This window comes from Desulfosoma profundi (assembly GCF_055387865.1).
Genome location: NZ_AP042420.1, coordinates 2,768,090 through 2,785,818 on the forward strand (window position 1 = coordinate 2,768,090; position 17,729 = coordinate 2,785,818).

Genomic DNA, 17,729 nt, shown 5'->3' on the forward strand with positions numbered 1-17,729 from the left:
GGGTTTAGGGCTTTTGGGGATGAGGGAGGTCGTCGGGTTTGAGGCCTTTGTCGCGGCGCATGAGTTCGATGAAGCGGTCGAACAGGTACGTGGCGTCGTGGGGCCCGGGAGCTGCTTCCGGGTGGTATTGGACGCTGTAGGCCGGAATTTCCAAATGTTCCATCCCTTCCAGGGTGTTGTCATTCAGGTTGATGTGCGTCGGGCGCACCGGCACGTGTTTCATGGAGGCCACATCCACGCAGAATCCATGGTTTTGGCTTGTCACTTCCACACGGCCCGTGCGCAGGTCCTTGACCGGCTGGTTCGCTCCCCGGTGCCCGAATTTGAGCTTGAACGTGCGTCCGCCCAGGGCCAAGCCCATGAGCTGATGGCCCAGGCAAATGCCGAACATGGGTTTTTTACCCAACAGGCGCCGGACGGTCTCGATGCCGTAGCTCACGGCGGCCGGATCTCCGGGACCGTTGGAAAGAAAAATACCGTCCGGCTCGGTGGCGAGAATCTCATGCGCAGGCGTTCCCGCGGGGAAAACGAGGATCTGGCACCCGCAACGTTCCAGATTACGCAGGATGTTGTACTTGACGCCAAAGTCCACAGCCGCCACCCGAAACCCCGGATGGTTCTCCTTCCAGACGGCATCCGGCCGTGGGCCGTTTTCCCACCGATACGGCGCTGAGCAGCTCACCTTGCGGACCATGTCCACTCCGACCAGCCCGGGAAATGCCCGCACCTGCTCGAGCAATTCCCGCACGTTGTCCGTATCGGTGGCGATGACGCCGCGCATGGCGCCGATGACGCGGATATGTCGGGTGAGCCGACGGGTGTCGATGCCTTCCACGCCCAGAACACCTTGAGATTCTAAGAATTCCGCAAGGGACCGGCGGCTGCGCCAATTGCTGGGAAAATCTTGATACTCCTTGACGAGGAAAGCTTCCACCTGGATCCGCGCCGACTCCATGTCCTCGTCGTTGATCCCGTAGGTCCCCGTCAGGGGATAGGTCATGGTCACGATCTGCCCCTTGTAGGAGGGATCGGTCAGGATTTCCTGATAGCCGGTCATGGCCGTGTTGAAGACCACCTCGCCCAGGACACGGCCTTGCTGGGCGGCGGCGAAAGCCCTGCCGCGAAAGACGGTGCCGTCTTCCAAGACGAGAAGGGCCGGGGGGCGTTGCCAAGGTTTCTTCATCGTGACGTCTCTCTTTGAATCCACAGCGACACCAGGGTCGCATTCTCCTTGAAAATCTCCCGAGAGGGGCGGACCGGGTCTTCGAGCCGGGAGGGGCACGCCGGCGGCGAGGTCTGCGGCCGCGTGGGCTCCTGCGAAGGATGCCGTCTTCCTTCCCGTGAGGGGGTGAAGATGCCTTTTCAACCGGACTGTCGGGATCCCGGCCGAATACGAAATCGTGCCATTCTAACGAGAAATTTTCCGCTGACAAGATACATCTGGTGAATATGCCCGGCGAGGCGAAGCCGCCGCGATTGGAAAAAACTCATGCCGTGTGGCGAAACGTTTTTTACCCTGGGGAGTGCGGCAAAAGAAAACCGAGGATCGTCCGAGGGGACGTCTTTGAAGAACGGCCGGGGCGAGCGGCAGAGGGAGAGGCGGCTTACCGTTGATCCGGAAGATTGTGTCTATTCATAAAACCCTTTTACCGAACATATCCTGTCATCTCGGATCCTCTTTCATGCCATGGAACGTGCTCCTTCGTTTTCCAACCGGCCGGTGTGTCGATTGGGACGTCTAGAGGTCGACCCAGGCCGTCTCATTCGGCGGATTGAGGTTTAGTTCTATGCCAAACCACATCCAACGGACTGTCGGCATCGTAGGCGCGCCCCCCAGGGTCGCCCCCTCAGCCAGCGCGGCCCTGAGCCGATGGCCCCGTCCGATTCAGGGCAGGCACAGGGGCCTGCCCCGACGATGTCGTTCCCCCATGCCCGCCGGCCATTCAGGGGCGGCCCATACGCCAGGGCTCGTTCCCCGACCGGCCCTGTAGGGGCGGCCCCCCGTGGCCGCCCGCATTTCGTTCGGGGGGCGGTTATCCTCCGGGCGGGGCGGATTTCCGGCGGGTACAGCGTCATTCGCGGGCAGGCACAGGGGCTTGCCCCTACACTGTCGTATCCGGGTGTTGGACACCCGTTAGGGGGGGTACGGCAGGGACCTGCGCGGGTGGTTTTTGCGGGCAGGCACAGGGGCCTGCCCCTACGATGTCGTTCCCCCATGCCCGCCGGCCATTCAGGGGCGGCCCATACGCCAGGGAACGCCCACGCGGATCGAACCCGTGTAGGGGCGGCCCCCCGTGGCCGCCCGCATTTCGTTCGGGGGGCGGTTATCCTCCGGGCTGGGAAGATTTCCGGAGGGTATAGCGCCATTCGCGGGCAGGCACAAAGGCCTGCCCCTACACTGTTGTATCCGGGTGTTGGACACCCGTTAGGGGGGTAGGGCAGGGACCTGCGCGGATGGTTTTTGCGGCAGGCACAGGGGCCTGCCCGTATTGTTATTGGCCGGTGTCGGGCATCGATTCAAGACTACGAGCTCAAAACAATATACCGACGGCGGGGATCAATTTCTTGTCTTCAGCCTCCGGGCGGCCTGACCCCCGACCTGTGGCCCACGGGGGGCGAAGCCTCGAATGGGGGCGGGCGAAACCGCACGGTCCGCCAGGCGGCCCCGTAAGGCGTCAGATTCCCGCGTTCCGCCAGCGCTCTTCCAACCGGACGAGATCCTCCGGGGTGTCGATCCCAAAAGAATCCTTGGGCGACATGCCCACGCGGATGGCGTATCCGTGTTCCAGAGCTCGCAGCTGTTCCAGTTTTTCCGTCATTTCCAGAGGTGTGGGCGGCAGCGCGGCAAAGGTCTGAAGAAAATCCGCCCGGTAGGCGTAAAAACCCAAGTGTTTGAGAAAGCGCAGAGGTTTGTGACCGGCGTCCCGCCGGCAGGGGATGGGCGCACGAGAAAAATAGAGCGCGCGGCCTCGCCCGTCGATGACCACTTTGACCACGTTGGGATCCACGTAAGCCTTGGGGTCGTCGGTGACGAAAGCCAACGTGGCCATAGGCGTCTCGGGGTCCTCCAAAGCCGTGTGGACCAGAGTGTCCACCATGGTGGAATCCGCCTCGGGCTCGTCACCCTGGACATTCACGATCCAATCGGAGGAGGCAAGACCGAGCTTTTGAGCCGCTTCGGCGAGGCGATCTGTCCCGCTGGGATGATCCGCTCGGGTAGGCACGGCTTCCACGCCCAAAGCACGCACCACGTCCAAAATGCGGGCGTCATCGGAAGCCACGGCGATTCGGTCCACGGTGGGACATCCCCGAAGGCGCTCCACGACCCACTGGATCATGGGTTTTCCCAAGATCAAAGCCAACGGCTTTCCCGGAAATCTGCTGGATGCGTACCGAGCCGGAACAATCACCGTCACCGCCATGAAATCCTCCCTTGATGGAAGACCTTTGGATATGCTACCCGCCCACGTGAAGATCGTTGTGCTGCAGGGCTACGGACATCAAGGCCATGCGCCCGCTGAACAGGCCGGCGTTGACGACTCGTCTTGCTTTTTGTGGGCGCGGGCGTGCAAACTTACCATTGAGACGACGCCAAACCAAGCCGGGAATGAACATTGGGTATGATGGAAGACAGTGTGGACAAGGGATGGTGGGTCGCGGACGTTCCGTGCAGGGCGGAAGAGTGTGACGAACTGGCGGCGGTCTTGGCGGAAACGTTCGGTGTCGGTGTTCACGTGGAGGATACCTCGGTACGCCTCTACCTCCCAAAGGACAGGGCGGTTTCGGACTGGCAGAGGATTGTGGAAGACACCGTCCGCAGGTTTCATGCGTCGTTGGGCCTATGCCCCATGGGTCCGGTCCGCTACGGGCTCTGTGAAGAAACGGACTGGAACGCCTGCTGGAAGGAGGGGTTCAAACCGCTGCGCATCGGACGCCGATTGGTGGTCGTCCCGACGTGGGAATCCTTCAGGGCCAAGCCGGATGATCTCGTGATTCACCTCGACCCTGGGATGGCGTTCGGAACCGGACATCATGAGACGACGCGTTTGTGCCTCCGGTGGCTCGAAGAAGTCATGGAGGCACGGCCGTTTTCCGCAGAGCCGTCTCTGCTGGATGTGGGCACGGGATCGGGGATCCTGGCTATAGCCGGAGCCCTGCTCGGTTTTCAGCCTGTGGTCGGTGTGGACAACGACCCGGAAGCCGTCCGGATTGCCGTGGATAACCGTGCTCTGAATCCCGCCGCGGCGTCGGTGGAATTTCTCACGGGCACGGTGGAGCTCGTTCCAGGCCGGTTTTCGACGGTCGTGGCCAATATCCAGGCGGGCCCGCTGCGCGCCATGGCCGAAGCGTTGGCCCTGAAGGTCGAACCCGGGGGGCGCCTCGGCCTCTGTGGCGTGCTTGCAGACCAGGTGCAGGACGTGGTCCCGTGTTACGAGGTTCTCGGTCTCGAGGTGGAAGGGCAAAGCCGAGACGGCGAGTGGGTGCTGGTCTCGTTGCGTGCCCGAAGGGCAAAAGAGAACTTTCCAGGAAAGGACGCAAAAGGTGCAGATGACGGCAAATCAAGGACAATGGATCACCGTGGATGATCAGGGGCGACTCCATGTTCCCGATCGGCCCGTGATCGGGTTCATCGAAGGGGACGGGACAGGCCCGGACATCTGGGCGGCGGCGAAGAGGGTGGTGGATGCAGCGGTTCGCGCGGCCTACGACGGCAGGCGGGAAATCGTCTGGAAAGAACTCTTGGCCGGGGAAAAGGCTTTTACCCAAACCGGGCAATGGCTTCCGGACCAAACCATCGAAGACATTCGTCGATGTGTGGTGGCCATCAAGGGACCGCTGACCACGCCGGTCGGAGGCGGCATGCGCAGCCTCAATGTCACCCTTCGCCAGGTGCTGGACCTCTATGCCTGTGTGCGGCCCGTCCGTTGGGTGCGGGGGGTGCCGTCCCCTGTGAAGCACCCGGAACGCGTGCATATGGTCGTGTTTCGAGAAAATACGGAAGACGTCTATGCGGGGATTGAATGGCCGGCCGGAAGCCCGGAAGCGGAGAAGGTTCGCGCGTTCTTGTGCGAAGAAATGGGCGTGTGTATCCGGGAGTTCTCGGGCATCGGCGTCAAGCCCATGAGCCGGTTCGGCACGGAACGGCTGGTGCGCCGAGCGATCCGCTACGCCGTGACGCACGGGATGCCCTCGGTGACCTTGGTCCACAAGGGCAACATCATGAAATACACCGAAGGGGCCTTCCGTCAATGGGGCTATGAACTCGCCGCCCGCGAATTCGCCGAGGAGACGATCACGGAAGAGGAACTCTTCGGGCGATACGGGGGCCGTGTGCCGTCCGGGAAAATCGTCATCAAGGACCGCATCGCCGATGCCATGTTTCAGCAGGCTTTGCTGCGCCCGGAAGAATACCACGTTTTGGCCACCCCGAATCTCAACGGGGATTACCTTTCGGATGCCCTGGCCGCCCAGGTGGGTGGGCTGGGGATGGCTCCGGGGGCCAACATCGGGGACGAGTGCGCGTTGTTTGAAGCCACCCATGGCACGGCGCCCAAATATGCCGGCTTGGACAAGGTGAACCCGAGTTCCGTGATTTTGTCCGGTGCCATGATGTTGGAACACATGGGCTGGAATGAGGCGGCCCGACTGGTGGAAAAAGCCTTGGAACGGACCGTGTCGGAAAAAATTGTCACCTATGATCTGGCACGTCTGATGGACGGCGCCCGTGAAGTGAAGTGCTCGGCCTTTGCTGATGCCGTGGTGGAGCGTTTGGCGGGGTGAGGCGGCGAGGCGGGCATCCGCGGAATATGGCGAAAGCGGGATGCGGCCGCCGCCCGCCCCATGAAAAGGGCACACCCATGGTCAAATGGTCCGGATTCCGCGGTCGGCTCAGGACGATCTCCCGTGCCTTGCACTGGATCGCCGACGTTGTTGTCCCGCCGCGGTGTGCCGCATGCGGTGGGGTTCCCGCGGACGGCCTGGGTTCGGACTGGTGCGGTGCGTGTTTCCGTGAGATTTCTTTCGTCTGTTCCCCGCTGTGTCCCTTATGCGGAAGGCCGTACACCCCTTCGGAAGCCATGCCGGACCACCTGTGCGGCGAATGTCTCCTAGGCCACTACCGTTTTGATGCCGCCCGCTCCGCGGCTCTCTATGAAGGACCCGTGCGACGCGGGATTTTGCAGCTTAAATTCGGCGGGCGGCTCCATTGGGCGCCGGCCTTGGGCCGGCTGGCCGCCTCCCGCCCCGAAACCAGGGCGCTTTTGGAACGAAGCGACGCGGTCTTTCCCGTCCCCATGCATCTCCGGCGGGTGCGGCGCCGCGGCTTCAACCAGGCGGCACTCATCGCCCGATTCGCCGCCCGCTCCTGCAACCGGCCGCTCAAGGTCGGCGTGTTGATCCGGTCGCGGCACACACAACCGCAGACCCGCCTTTCCCGCCGGGAACGACTGCGCAACGTTCGGGGAGCTTTTGTCGTGGTCGATAAAGAAGCCGTTCGTGGAAAAGCGGTGCTCCTGATCGATGATGTGTTCACCACCGGGACGACACTCAGCGAATGCGCCGATGCTTTGAAAAATGCCGGTGCCGTCTGGGTCGGAGCGGTGACGGTCGCTCGGGTGGTCGTGGGGCCGGGAGTTCCGCCCGTGAGGAAGGACACGCCATGACCTTACGCCCCGGCAGGGTCTTTGAGAAGATCGTTTCCGGCGGACAAACGGGTGCCGACCGTGGAGCGCTGGACGCTGCGCTGGCCCTCGGGCACCCGTGCGGCGGCTGGTGTCCCCGGGGACGTCGCGCCGAAGACGGGCGCATTCCCGACAAGTACCCGCTCCGGGAACACCATTCGACGGCATACCACGTCCGCACCGAAGCCAACGTGCGGGATTCGGACGGAACCCTCGTCTTCACCCAAGGCAAACCCACAGGGGGAACGGCCCTCACCATCCGGTTGGCGCATCAACACAAGAAACCGGTCCTCGTGGTGACCCTCGACGGGCTTCACGATCCGCAAACTCTTGCCGGGCACATCCGACGTTGGGGAGAAACCCACGGGATTCGCGTGCTCAACGTCGCCGGTCCCCGAGAAAGTGAAAACCCCGGGATGCAGTCCGCCGTGGAAGCCGTCATGCGGTGGGTCCTGGGCGTTTCCGTGGACGATTGAAACGGCCCCTGGCCCTTCAACTCCCTCTGGGTTGCCGAAACTGTTCCCGGATCCCCGGGCGGCGGGGAGAATGGGGCCCAAAACGATTGGCGAAAGGACGCCTAGTGATGCGGGTGGAATCCTTGGTTTTTGAAAACGCTCAGGGTCAAAAACTTTCCGGTCGGCTCGATACCCCGTCGGAAGGGCCGGTCCGTGCCGTGGTCCTTTTCGCCCATTGTTTCAGCTGTTCCAAAAACCTGAGCGCCGTCGTCCATCTTTCCCGGGAACTGACCGATGCGGGATATGCGGTCTTTCGCTTCGATTTTACGGGTCTTGGAGAAAGCGAAGGGGATTTTGCCGACACCGGCTTCGTCTCCCACGTGGACGACGTCAAATCGGCGGCCGAATTTCTCGCCCACAGGGGATTGGCTCCGATGCTTCTTGTCGGACATTCCCTCGGCGGCGCGGCCGTCTTGGATGCGGCGCCGTCCGTGGCATCCTGTCGTGCAGTGGCCGTCATCAACGCTCCCTTCAACCCTTCCCATGTCTCCCGTCTGCTTCGACCCTACCAAGAGGTCTTGGGACGTGAAAAGGCGGTGGAACTGATTCTGGGCGGGAGAAAGATCCGCGTGGGACGGGGGTTTCTGGAACAGACTCCCGACGAGGCGGTGGAAAGTCGTCTTGCCGCCCTCGGTCGGGCCGTCCTCGTCCTGCACGCTCCAGAAGACGCGGTGGTCCCCGTGGAGAACGGGGAACGCATTTTCCGGGCCGTGCACCACCCCAAGAGTTTCGTCGCCTTGGCCGGGGCGGATCATCTTTTGTCCGATAAACGAGACGCCCGGTATGTGGGCCGGCTCCTTGCCCTATGGGCCGGGCGTTTTATCTTAACGCCATAAACCCGAAGGCGAATTTCGTCGGCGGAACGGGCGTCATCCCACCGTCATGCGGTGCTCCGTTCCCCCAAGGTAGATCCCCCAAACACCACCGACAGGAGGATGATCATGGCCGAAAGGACCGTCCGCACCAAGAACATCGGGCTCCGCGGGATCGCCGTGGCCGATACCAAGATCAGCTACATCGACGGGGAACGGGGCGTGCTGATTTACCGGGGGTATCGCATCGAGGACTTGGCTGAAAATTCGACCTTTCCCGAAACGGCCTACCTGCTGTTCCACGAGGTGCTCCCGACGCCGGAACAATTATCGGCGTTTGAAGCGGATCTCCGGGCGGCACGGGATCTTCCCCCGTTCATCGTGGAAAGCATGAAACAATGGCCTCGTTCGGCTCACCCCATGGACGCCCTTCAAGCCGCGGTACCGCTCCTGGCCATGGCCGACCCCGAGCTTTTCGATGAAAGTCGGCCGGCCAACCTGAGAAAGGCCGTCCGGCTCGTTGCCCGCATCCCGGCCGTGGTGGCCGCATGGCACCGGATCCGCCATGGAGGCGAGGTGCTCCCTGCGGACCCACGACTCTCCCACGCCGCCAATTTTCTCTGGCAGACTTTCGGGAACGCGCCGGATGCCGAAACGGCCCGCATCCTGGACATCTGCCTGATCCTTCACGCGGACCATACTTTCAATGCCTCCACGTTTGCCTGTCGGGAAGTCGTGTCCACCCGCGCGCACATGTATGCCGGCGTGGCGGCGGGTGTCGGGGCGTTGTCCGGCGAATTGCACGGGGGGGCCAACGCCCGGGTCATGGAAATGCTCCAGAAAATCGTGCAGGACGGCGTGACGGACATTGCGGGATGGGTGCGGGACCGCCTGGATCGCAAAGAGCGCATTATGGGCATGGGCCATGCCGTCTATAAAACCATGGATCCCCGGGCGAAGATCCTCAAGCGGTTGGCTTTCCAGCTGGGGGAAAAAACTGGACAGCGGATCTGGCCTGAACTGACGGAAGCCGTTGAAAAGGCGGCGATGGCCGAACTCCAAGCCCGTGGCAAGCCGGAGATCCAGCCCAATGTGGATTTCTACAGCGCGTCCGTGTACCACATCTTGGGCTTTCCGGGAGATCTCATGACGTGCATTTTCGCCGCTTCACGAATCGCCGGCTGGTGTGCGCACATCATCGAAGAAAAATACGGGGACGCCCAGGGCAAACCCGCCCTGTATCGTCCCCAGGCCGAATACGTGGGAGATTATTGCGGAAAGCTGGACTGCGAATACATCCCACCGGAAAAGCGTCGGGAGGCGGCCCCTTCGGCCTAGGGCCCCCCGCCGTGGGTTTAGAAATGGTGGACGATGCGGAAGTTGAGCCGATCCCCTTCAGGTCGGTTTTCCGCAGCCGTCTCAAAGTACACATTGAAGAAGAAATGGGTGTGCTGAGAAAAATGCAGCACAAAGCCCGGTCCCAGGGCAAACACCTGTTCTTTCCGGCCGCTGAGGTCCTTGCCGTCCACCTGGGTGTCGGTGAGCTGCTTGAGATAGTACCCGTTGAGACCGGCGCGGAGCTTGTTGGGAATAATCTCATAAGCGGAGGCGAAATTGAGATGCATAGCCTGGCCGGCCTGGGTGTCGTCAGCATCACCGAAGGCCCGGTTGGGATCGGTGTTCTTGGCGTTCCATAGGTAATGGATCCGCGTGGAAGCCGTCCAACGCGGCGTGATGAAGAATGTGGCGGCCCAGTATGGATTGAAGCTGAAAAAGTGGCTTCCCGGATTGATTTCGCGGTCCGAATCGTATTTTCCCGTGGGAAAGATCAGCTGAAACTCCACCCGGTGCATGAACCGCGGACCCTTCGGGCCCATGATAGGATCCCATTGGAGATACGGGCCGATGAGGATGTCCCCGAATCCGGAACTGTTCGCCTGGGGCAGAGGAGCCTCGATGGCGTAGTCCAAATCCGCGGCCACATACGGAATGATGAAGTCCAGGCCCCATTTTCCGCCCAAAAGGATGGGTTGATTGCTCTGGTAGATGAACTGGGTGAGGCTGATCCAGACGCTCAAGTCTTCATCGACCACATTGGGGAACAACCGGTCGCCGTCTTTGTCCCGAAAGGACTCCGACGACCAGTATTGGAGGTACTGTGCGAAATAAAATCCGGGTCCGGCGGGAGGACCGCCGTCGAGGAAGCTCGTGAAGCCGAGGTTCACGGGAGGCAGATCGTAGGCGTTTGAGGCGCCGGGGAGGCCGACGCCAAGGCAGCACAAGATCTGAAGAGCGACCACAAGGGTCTTTCCTGAAAACATTTTGCCGGGCATAAAAGACTCCTTTCCTCGATGCGGTTTTCGAAAGGAACATCCGTGCGTGGCCAAACCCGCCCACGGGAAGCTTGACGCCTGAACCTGGCGGCCGGGGGAGTGCATCGGGACGTGAAGAAAACGGCACGGACGCGGGGGGAGAGTGACGTATCGAGGGAGCACGAGATTCGCCCGATTTCCGGCACGCTGCCGGCGGAGAGCCGGGACGGCTGCACCCCCCAGCCTTCAGGGCGTGCGGGCGCCCGCCGTCCTTGACGCAAGAACACTCGAACAAACGCCCGATCTCATCCGCTTCGCCGTGGGATCGGACGCCGCCGCCGGCGCGTGCTCCTACGCCGAAGAGCGGGATGTCACGCGGCCGGGCGGCTCGTCGGGGTAGGTGCCGTCCCCGTGGAAAAGTTTATGAAATCCAAGCCATCCCTTCACGGCCCGGTGGAAGCGGTGCATCGTGCCTTGGCGGACTCGATGGCTTCCATGAGGTTCTCGACTCGGCTTTTCGGTGCCGCGCAGAACGTCTTTTCGAAAAGCTCGTCTCCCAGCAGGGTCCTCAAGAGGAGTTCCACAGGAAACCGGTGGCTCCAGCACGCCAGTGCCTTGGCGCAGGGTAGGGTTCCGGATTCCCGTCGGCAATAGCCGAAATTCACCTGGTGCCCCAGCTTGGGGCATCGGGTTTCCAGCGCCTCGATCCGGGCGAGGATATCGTGGTTTTCCATAAGGCATCCTTGTCGGCCGCCCTCAGGGCTTGGGAAAAGCGTCCGTAGCCGCCAGAGCGCGGCGGATTTCCTCTTCGGGCAGTTCGTAGCGCGTGAGCTGCCCCGAAAGGAAGGCATCGTAAGCGGCCATATCCACGCAGCCGTGGCCGCTCCAGTTAAAGAGAATGACCTTTTCTTTGCCCTCTTCTTTGGCGCGCAGGGCTTCCTGGACCACGGCGGCGATGGCGTGGTTGGTTTCCGGCGCCGGGATGAAACCTTCGGCTCGGGCCCATTGGACCCCGGCCGTGAAGGTTTCCAGCTGATCGAAGGCCCGCGCCTCGATGAGTTTTTCTTCCAGCAGATGGCTCACGATGGGGGCCATGCCATGGTAGCGCAACCCTCCGGCATGAATGGGCGCCGGCACGAAGTCATGCCCCAATGTGTGCATGGGCAGCAGCGGGGTAGTCATGGCCGTATCCCCGAAATCGTATCGGAAGGGGCCTTTGGTGAGGGTCGGGCAGCTCGTGGGTTCGGCGGCCACAATGGTCACCTGTCGGCCGTGGATTTTGTCCCGCACGAACGGCAGACACAGTCCGGCAAAATTGCTGCCGCCTCCGGCGCATCCCATGACCACGTCCGGATAGAGGCCGAGCTTTTCCATCTGCTTTTGGGCTTCCAGGCCGATGATGGTCTGGTGGAGGAGGACGTGGTTGAGGACGCTGCCGAGCGAATACCGGGCTTCGGGGTCCCCGACGGCATCTTCGATGGCTTCGCTGATGGCGATCCCGAGGCTTCCCGGCGAATTGGGATCCTGGGCGAGGATTTTTCGGCCGGCTTGAGTGCGGTCGCTGGGGCTGGGAATACATTCCGCGCCCCAGGTTTCCATCATGCTGCGCCGGTACGGCTTCTGGTTGTAGCTCACCTTGACCATGAACACTCGGCACTGCAGACCGAACATCTGGCAGGCCATGCTCAAGGCGCTGCCCCATTGGCCGGCTCCGGTTTCCGTGGACAGCCGCTTGATGCCGAAGACTTTATTGTAATAGGCCTGAGCCACGGCGGTGTTGGGCTTATGGGAGCCGGGCGGGCTCACGCCTTCGTTCTTGTAAAAAATCTTGGCCGGGGTCCCCAGGACCTTTTCCAGGCCGCGGGCCCGGTACAGGGGGGTCGGGCGCCACAAGGCATATTTTTCCAGAACCGGTTCCGGGATGGGAATCCACCGTTCCGTGGAAACCTCCTGTTCAATGAGGTTCATGGGAAAGACAGGCGCCAAATCTTCCGGCTTGATGGGTTGGCCCGTGGCGGGATGCAGCGGCGGCCGCAAGGGGGTCGGCAGGTCCGCCTGGATATTGTACCACTGCCGGGGCATCTCCTTTTCGTCCAAAAACACCTTGATCTGTTCCATAGCGCCTCCTTGGTCTGTGCATGAAAAAATTACGGCAACAAAAAAAGGCCATGAGGTTCACCCCATGGCCTGGATTTCCGAAAGAAAAAGAGCCATGGGGAGGGAGCCTCACCCACAGCTCTCGATCTTTGGCATTCATGAAGATCTCAGGTGGGCAGGCTTAGTTCCGGGCCTGCCACCACCACACCCACCCACGTGGGGGCATTCCGTTTTGCACGGGCTTCTCCTGTGCGGTCGGTCTTTTTCGGTCTGTGCTCGACGGCTTTAAGAAACAAAGCACGAACTTGCTAGCATGCCGGGGGCCCATGTGTCAAGCCGAGATTTGAAGCTTTCCGGAACGCCCCTGTCGGGCTCAAAAGGGTCAAGGATCGGCGCCGCGGCTTGGCCTCCCGGCTCCTCACCGGTCGGCGGGGACCCGACTTCTTGCCCAAGAACGGGCATCTTCGCCGAGGGTCACCGGCTCTGGACAATGACCCCCAAAGGTTCAACGTTCCCTGGAGTCGGGCAGGGATGATTCCACTCAGGAGCGGACGGCTCGTGCGGCGGCGAGGATCCCCGCGGTTTCCATCCAGTCCAGGCTCGGCCCTGCCAGAAAATACCCGTTGATGAGATCCGGTTTGTTATACCGAATGGGCTGCCCGTCGGGGTCCACGACAACGCCGCCGGCGGCTTCCACCACGGCATGACCCGCCCCCGTATCCCATTCCCAGGTGGGGCCGAAGCGCGGATAACAGTGGGCTTCGCCGGCGGCGACGGCGCAGAACTTGAGGGCGCTGCCCCGGGCAAGCCGTTCATGGGCCGGCAGGTGGCGAAAGAAGGTTTCCATATCGGGCGTGGGGTGAGAACGCGTCGCCACCAGCACAAGCGGCTCTGTGGGGTCAGGCTCCCGGATGAGCACCCGACGCGCGCCGTTCCCATGCTTTTCCACACATCCGGCATCCACATCCCCGATGAACAGCCGGTTTTGATCCGGCACGAGCACCAGGCCCAGCACGGGCCGACCCTCATGGATGAGGGCGACGTTGATGGTGAATTCCCCGTTTCTTCGGATGAATTCCTTGGTGCCGTCCAAAGGGTCCACCAGCCAGAACCGAACCCAATGGCGTCGCCGCTCATAAGGGATTTCCGCCCCTTCTTCCGAAAGCACGGGAAGATCCGGGGCCACCCGGCGCAGCCCTTCCACAAGGATCGCATGCGACCTTTGGTCGGCCAGCGTCAGCGGGGTTCGATCCTCTTTGGTGGTGACGGCAAATTCCGAGTGATAGACTTCCAAGACCGCTTCGCCCGCTGCACGGATCAGTTTTTCCAGTTCGCTCACCCAGGGATGCATGACAGAGGCCCCTTTTTTGATTTAGGATTTTGGTTGCGCCGTGGAAAACCCTTGTGATAAAGAACCTCGGTTCAGCTCAGCCCACACATCCCGCCCCTTTTGGTGCCCGGACCTCAGAGTCCGGTGTTTTTTGCGCGGGATGGAGGCCAAACCAAAAGGAGGAAACAGCGTATGTCCACCATTTCCATGAAGCAGCTTTTGGAAGCCGGGGTCCATTTCGGGCACCAGACGCGCCGGTGGAACCCCAAGATGAAACCCTACATCTTCGGGGCCCGCAACGGCATCTACATTATCGACCTGCAGCGTACGGTCAAGCTTTTCCGCGCGGCCTACCAGTTTGTCGTCGAGGCGACGTCGGCCGGCGAAAACGTGCTCTTTGTGGGCACCAAGCGGCAGGCTCAGGACACCATCCGCGAACAGGCGGAACGGTGCGGCATGTACTACGTCAATCATCGGTGGTTGGGCGGCATGCTCACCAACTTCAAGACGATTAAACTGAGGATTGACCGCTTGAAGGAATTGGACGCCATGTTCGAAGACGGCAGTGTCAACCGTTTTCCCAAAAAGGAAGTCCTGAAGCTGGCTCGGGAGCGGGAGAAACTGGAGCGCAACCTGGGCGGCATCAAGACCATGACCCGACTTCCCGGGGCCGTCTACGTGGTGGATCCGCAGAAAGAACGTATCGCCGTCCAGGAAGCCAATCGGCTGGGGATTCCGGTGGTGGCCATCATCGACACCAATTGCGACCCGGATGTCATCGACTACCCCATTCCGGGAAACGACGACGCCATTCGGTCCATCAAGCTGATCACCGGCCGTATCGCCGATGCGTGTATCGAAGGTCGAGCCCGTTATGAAGAGTCGCGTCAGGCCATGGGCGACAAGGACATGACGGAACTGGAAGAGGTGCCGGCCGGCATGCTGCTCCAGGAAGAGGAGGGCGGCCCTGAGGTGGAAATCATCAATCCTCTGAGGGACGCGGACGACGAGTAGTCGTCCGGGAAAGATTCCCCGGGGGCGCCAGGGTGCCGGAAAGCCCGTGGCCGGGGCTCCGGCACGGCCCACACCGGGCGCATGCCCTTTCCTGAAAACACTCACAGAAGGCACAGACGCTGAGAGCGAGACGGCGGATGGCGCATCCGCCGTTGAAGCGAAAAGAGACGAGGAGGAAGATCCGGTGGAAATCACATCGAGCATGGTGCGGGAACTCAGGGATAAGACCAATGCAGGCATGATGGACTGCAAGAAGGCGCTCCAGGAAACCGGCGGCGATATGGAAAAAGCCATCGACCTTCTGCGCAAAAAGGGCCTTGCGGTGGCCATGAAGCGCGCAGGCCGGGAAGCCACGGAAGGGGCGGTGCACGCCTATATCCACGCCGGGGGCAAGATCGGTGTTCTGGTGGAAGTGAACTGCGAAACGGACTTTGCCGCCCGCAGCGAAGACTTTCAGACTTTTGTCAAGGATCTGGCCATGCACATTGCGGCCACCAACCCCTTGGGCATCCAGCGTGAAGACGTCCCGCAGGATGTGGTGGAGCGGGAACGGGCCATCTTTGTGGAACAGGCCAAGGAGTCCGGAAAACCGGCCAACATCGTGGAAAAGATGGTGGACGGGAAGATGCGCAAGTTCTACGAAGAAAACGTTCTGATGGAACAAGCCTTTGTCAAGGACCCGGACAAGACCATTGCGGACTACCTCAACGAGCTGATCGCCAAAACGGGGGAACGCATCGTGATCCGTCGCTTTGTGCGCTACCAGCTTGGGGCTTAACCCCATGAACGACACACCGCGCCCGATCTACCGTCGTGTGCTCCTCAAACTGAGCGGCGAAGCCCTCATGGGCGACGGGTCCTATGGGATCGAACCCAAGCTCATGGAAGAATTCGCCGAGGAAATCGCCCAGGTGCACCGCTTGGGCGTGGAGATGGCTTTGGTCATCGGCGGCGGGAATATCTTTCGGGGGGTTTCCGCCGCCTCCCAAGGCATGGACCGGGCCACGGCCGACTATGTGGGGATGCTGGCCACGGTGATGAACGCGCTTGCCCTGCAGCAGGCCTTGGAAAAGCGTGGGGTGGCCACGCGGGTCCAGTCGGCCATCGACATGAAGGAAGTGGCCGAACCCTTCATCCGCCGCCGCGCCATCCGGCATTTGGAAAAAGGCCGCATTGTGATTTTTGCGGCGGGCACGGGACTGCCCTTCTTCACCACCGACACGGCGGCGGCGCTCCGGGCCGTGGAAATCGGCGCCGCGGTGCTCCTCAAAGCCACGAAAGTGGACGGGGTCTATGACGCCGATCCCGTCAAAGTGCCCGGTGCCCGCAAATACGATCGGGTGACCTTTGACGAAGTCCTCCAGAAGGACCTGAAGGTCATGGATGCCACGGCCATTTCCATGGCCAGAGACAACAATCTGCCCGTGATCGTCTTTAACTTGAGAAAGAGCGGAAACATCCTCAAGGTCGTTACCGGGGAGCCCGTGGGGACACTGGTGGAGGGATGCTCGGATGCTCAACGAAGTCTTTGAAGACGCCAAAGACCGCATGCAGAAAGCCGTCACGACCCTGGACAAAGAATTCAAAAAGCTGCGGACCGGCCGGGCTTCGGTCGCGCTGGTGGACGGTATCCGCGTGGAATACTACGGCACCCCGACACCGCTCAACCAACTGGCCACACTGACGGTTCCCGAACCGAGAACCATCATGATCCAGCCGTGGGATCAAAGTTGCATCGGTGAAGTGGAAAAGGCCATCATGAAATCCGAACTGGGCTTGACGCCCATGAACGACGGCAAGGTCATCCGCATTCACGTGCCGCCCTTGACCGAGGAGCGTCGTCGGGAGTTGGTCAAGCTGGTCAAGAAGATGGCCGAAGAAGCCAAAGTGGCGGTGCGCAACATCCGCCGCGATGCCAACGAAATCATCAAAGACTTGAAGAAGGAAAAAGAGATCTCCGAGGACGAACAGTTTAAGGGGCAGGAAGAGGTTCAAAAGATTACGGACGATTTCATCAAGAAGATCGATGAACTGAGCGCCGCCAAGGAAAAGGAAATCCTCGAGATCTAAGAAAATGTCATGGATGGACTCGATCCCCATCGATTGCCCCGGCATGTGGCCGTCATCATGGACGGCAACGGTCGATGGGCGAAGAAACGTCTGCTCAGCCGGGTGGCCGGGCACGAGGCGGGGGCGGAATCCGTCCGGGCCGTTATCGAAGCCGCCCGGAAGCTCGGCATCCCCTACCTGACCCTCTACGCTTTTTCCAAGGAAAACTGGCAGCGGCCCCAGAAAGAAATCCAGGCCCTGTGGCAGTTGTTCCGCCGATTTCTGCGTTCCGAACGGCCCCGCATGATGGAAAACGAGATTCGAGTGCGTCATGTGGGCGATCCCGACGGCATTCCCGAAGACGTCTACGCCGAATTTGCCGCCCTCATTCACGACACGGCCCATTTTGACAAACTGACGGTCAACCTGGCCTTGAACTACGGGGGCCGGCACGAAATCGCCCGGGCGGCCCGTCTGTTTGCAGAAGACGTGCGCCGCGGGAAGCGGGACCCGTCGGAGATGACGCCGGAAGTTTTGGCGTCCTATCTTTTCACGGCGGATATGCCCGATCCGGACCTGGTGATCCGCACCAGCGGGGAATGCCGTGTGAGCAACTTTTTGCTCTGGCAGATTGCCTATGCCGAGCTTTACATCACGGACGTCCTGTGGCCGGATTTTCGAGAACCGGAGTTTATCGAGGCGCTGCGGGAATACCAGCGGCGGGAACGCCGATTTGGGAAAACCAGCGAACAGGTGGCGGAAGAAGGACTGGGGCCCCTCATGTGAGAGTCCATGCTTTTTGTGAGGACGGCGGGCCGTCCGGTCCCTGAGCGGGGGACGGGACGCCGAGTTCAGGGAGGGCGTGGCCTCCTTGACGAAGGGGACATGGAGGGGTGAAGAAAATTTCGATGACTGCGCAA

17 protein-coding genes are annotated in these 17,729 nt (G+C 61.4%); 11 read left to right on the forward strand and 6 right to left on the reverse strand.

From position 1 onward, the window contains the following. Positions 1–4: 4 nt before the first annotated feature. Complete coding sequence (carA, locus tag ACZ5K9_RS11990) at positions 5–1,183, reverse strand: glutamine-hydrolyzing carbamoyl-phosphate synthase small subunit (protein WP_464271568.1); 1,179 nt, start codon at positions 1,181–1,183, stop codon at positions 5–7. A gap of 1,492 nt (positions 1,184–2,675) precedes the next feature. After that, the gene (kdsB, locus tag ACZ5K9_RS11995) at positions 2,676–3,422 is read right to left on the reverse strand and encodes a 3-deoxy-manno-octulosonate cytidylyltransferase (RefSeq protein ID WP_464271569.1); all 747 of its coding nucleotides are present in this window, start codon (positions 3,420–3,422) and stop codon (positions 2,676–2,678) included. Positions 3,423–3,620: 198 nt separating this feature from the next. Here kdsB and ACZ5K9_RS12000 point away from each other — a divergent pair, with 198 nt between their 5' ends. From ACZ5K9_RS12000 to ACZ5K9_RS12025, 6 genes are all read left to right on the forward strand, one after another. Then, complete coding sequence (locus tag ACZ5K9_RS12000; protein WP_464271570.1) at positions 3,621–4,586, forward strand: 50S ribosomal protein L11 methyltransferase; 966 nt, start codon at positions 3,621–3,623, stop codon at positions 4,584–4,586. Beyond that, a complete protein-coding gene (gene icd / locus ACZ5K9_RS12005; protein ID WP_464271571.1) occupies positions 4,549–5,781 on the forward strand; it encodes an isocitrate dehydrogenase (NADP(+)) in 1,233 nt (410 codons plus the stop codon). The genes ACZ5K9_RS12000 and icd overlap by 38 nt, the downstream gene beginning before the upstream one ends. 77 nt (positions 5,782–5,858) lie before the next feature. Next, positions 5,859–6,662 carry a double zinc ribbon domain-containing protein gene (locus ACZ5K9_RS12010; RefSeq protein WP_464271572.1) on the forward strand — a complete coding sequence of 268 codons (804 nt, stop codon included), beginning with the start codon at positions 5,859–5,861 and terminating at the stop codon, positions 6,660–6,662. Next, entirely contained in the window at positions 6,659–7,156 is a 498-nt protein-coding gene (locus ACZ5K9_RS12015) for a putative molybdenum carrier protein (protein WP_464271573.1), read from the forward strand. The genes ACZ5K9_RS12010 and ACZ5K9_RS12015 overlap by 4 nt, the downstream gene beginning before the upstream one ends. 107 nt (positions 7,157–7,263) lie before the next feature. Next, on the forward strand, positions 7,264–8,031 hold the full coding sequence (locus tag ACZ5K9_RS12020) for an alpha/beta hydrolase family protein (RefSeq protein WP_464271574.1): 768 nt from the start codon (positions 7,264–7,266) through the stop codon (positions 8,029–8,031). Between the two features lie 105 nt (positions 8,032–8,136). Continuing rightward, positions 8,137–9,345 (forward strand): citrate/2-methylcitrate synthase, encoded by a 1,209-nt coding sequence (locus ACZ5K9_RS12025; protein ID WP_464271575.1) that lies wholly within the window; start codon positions 8,137–8,139, stop codon positions 9,343–9,345. A 17-nt stretch (positions 9,346–9,362) separates the two neighbouring features. Here ACZ5K9_RS12025 and ACZ5K9_RS12030 read toward each other — a convergent pair whose 3' ends face one another. From ACZ5K9_RS12030 to cysQ, 4 genes are all read right to left on the reverse strand, one after another. Beyond that, positions 9,363–10,340 (reverse strand): SphA family protein, encoded by a 978-nt coding sequence (locus tag ACZ5K9_RS12030; protein ID WP_464271576.1) that lies wholly within the window; start codon positions 10,338–10,340, stop codon positions 9,363–9,365. 422 nt (positions 10,341–10,762) lie between these two features. Then, positions 10,763–11,053 carry a hypothetical protein gene (locus ACZ5K9_RS12035; RefSeq protein ID WP_464271577.1) on the reverse strand — a complete coding sequence of 97 codons (291 nt, stop codon included), beginning with the start codon at positions 11,051–11,053 and terminating at the stop codon, positions 10,763–10,765. Positions 11,054–11,075: 22 nt separating this feature from the next. Next, positions 11,076–12,437: a TrpB-like pyridoxal phosphate-dependent enzyme gene (locus ACZ5K9_RS12040; RefSeq protein ID WP_464271578.1), complete on the reverse strand. Its 1,362-nt coding sequence runs from the start codon at positions 12,435–12,437 to the stop codon at positions 11,076–11,078. Between the two features lie 520 nt (positions 12,438–12,957). Further along, on the reverse strand, positions 12,958–13,767 hold the full coding sequence (gene cysQ / locus ACZ5K9_RS12045; RefSeq protein ID WP_464271579.1) for a 3'(2'),5'-bisphosphate nucleotidase CysQ: 810 nt from the start codon (positions 13,765–13,767) through the stop codon (positions 12,958–12,960). Positions 13,768–13,938: 171 nt separating this feature from the next. Here cysQ and rpsB point away from each other — a divergent pair, with 171 nt between their 5' ends. From rpsB to ACZ5K9_RS12070, 5 genes are all read left to right on the forward strand, one after another. Next, the gene (gene rpsB / locus ACZ5K9_RS12050) at positions 13,939–14,760 is read left to right on the forward strand and encodes a 30S ribosomal protein S2 (protein WP_464271580.1); all 822 of its coding nucleotides are present in this window, start codon (positions 13,939–13,941) and stop codon (positions 14,758–14,760) included. Positions 14,761–14,944: 184 nt separating this feature from the next. Next, a complete protein-coding gene (gene tsf, locus ACZ5K9_RS12055) occupies positions 14,945–15,538 on the forward strand; it encodes a translation elongation factor Ts (RefSeq protein ID WP_464271581.1) in 594 nt (197 codons plus the stop codon). Between the two features lie 4 nt (positions 15,539–15,542). Then, on the forward strand, positions 15,543–16,292 hold the full coding sequence (gene pyrH, locus ACZ5K9_RS12060; RefSeq protein ID WP_464271582.1) for a UMP kinase: 750 nt from the start codon (positions 15,543–15,545) through the stop codon (positions 16,290–16,292). Further along, positions 16,273–16,830, forward strand: coding sequence for a ribosome recycling factor (frr, locus tag ACZ5K9_RS12065; RefSeq protein WP_464271583.1), 558 nt, complete (start codon positions 16,273–16,275; stop codon positions 16,828–16,830). Before pyrH ends, frr begins: the two co-directional genes overlap by 20 nt. Positions 16,831–16,839: 9 nt before the next feature. Then, a complete protein-coding gene (locus ACZ5K9_RS12070) occupies positions 16,840–17,595 on the forward strand; it encodes an isoprenyl transferase (protein ID WP_464271584.1) in 756 nt (251 codons plus the stop codon). The last annotated feature ends 134 nt before the right edge of the window (positions 17,596–17,729 follow it).

Bases quoted from the DNA above. Each gene is read 5' to 3' on its own strand.
- pyrH (WP_464271582.1), top strand. From the start codon at position 15,543: ATGAACGACACACCGCGCCCGATCTACCGTCGTGTGCTCCTCAAACTG.
- rpsB (WP_464271580.1), top strand. From the start codon at position 13,939: ATGTCCACCATTTCCATGAAGCAGCTTTTGGAAGCCGGGGTCCATTTC.
- ACZ5K9_RS12000 (WP_464271570.1), top strand. From the start codon at position 3,621: ATGATGGAAGACAGTGTGGACAAGGGATGGTGGGTCGCGGACGTTCCG.
- ACZ5K9_RS12015 (WP_464271573.1), top strand. From the start codon at position 6,659: ATGACCTTACGCCCCGGCAGGGTCTTTGAGAAGATCGTTTCCGGCGGA.
- ACZ5K9_RS12025 (WP_464271575.1), top strand. From the start codon at position 8,137: ATGGCCGAAAGGACCGTCCGCACCAAGAACATCGGGCTCCGCGGGATC.
- kdsB (WP_464271569.1), bottom strand. From the start codon at position 3,422: ATGGCGGTGACGGTGATTGTTCCGGCTCGGTACGCATCCAGCAGATTT.
- ACZ5K9_RS12020 (WP_464271574.1), top strand. From the start codon at position 7,264: ATGCGGGTGGAATCCTTGGTTTTTGAAAACGCTCAGGGTCAAAAACTT.
- ACZ5K9_RS12035 (WP_464271577.1), bottom strand. From the start codon at position 11,053: ATGGAAAACCACGATATCCTCGCCCGGATCGAGGCGCTGGAAACCCGA.
- icd (WP_464271571.1), top strand. From the start codon at position 4,549: ATGACGGCAAATCAAGGACAATGGATCACCGTGGATGATCAGGGGCGA.
- cysQ (WP_464271579.1), bottom strand. From the start codon at position 13,767: ATGCATCCCTGGGTGAGCGAACTGGAAAAACTGATCCGTGCAGCGGGC.
- ACZ5K9_RS12040 (WP_464271578.1), bottom strand. From the start codon at position 12,437: ATGGAACAGATCAAGGTGTTTTTGGACGAAAAGGAGATGCCCCGGCAG.
- ACZ5K9_RS12070 (WP_464271584.1), top strand. From the start codon at position 16,840: ATGGATGGACTCGATCCCCATCGATTGCCCCGGCATGTGGCCGTCATC.
- frr (WP_464271583.1), top strand. From the start codon at position 16,273: ATGCTCAACGAAGTCTTTGAAGACGCCAAAGACCGCATGCAGAAAGCC.
- ACZ5K9_RS12010 (WP_464271572.1), top strand. From the start codon at position 5,859: ATGGTCAAATGGTCCGGATTCCGCGGTCGGCTCAGGACGATCTCCCGT.
- carA (WP_464271568.1), bottom strand. From the start codon at position 1,183: ATGAAGAAACCTTGGCAACGCCCCCCGGCCCTTCTCGTCTTGGAAGAC.
- ACZ5K9_RS12030 (WP_464271576.1), bottom strand. From the start codon at position 10,340: ATGCCCGGCAAAATGTTTTCAGGAAAGACCCTTGTGGTCGCTCTTCAG.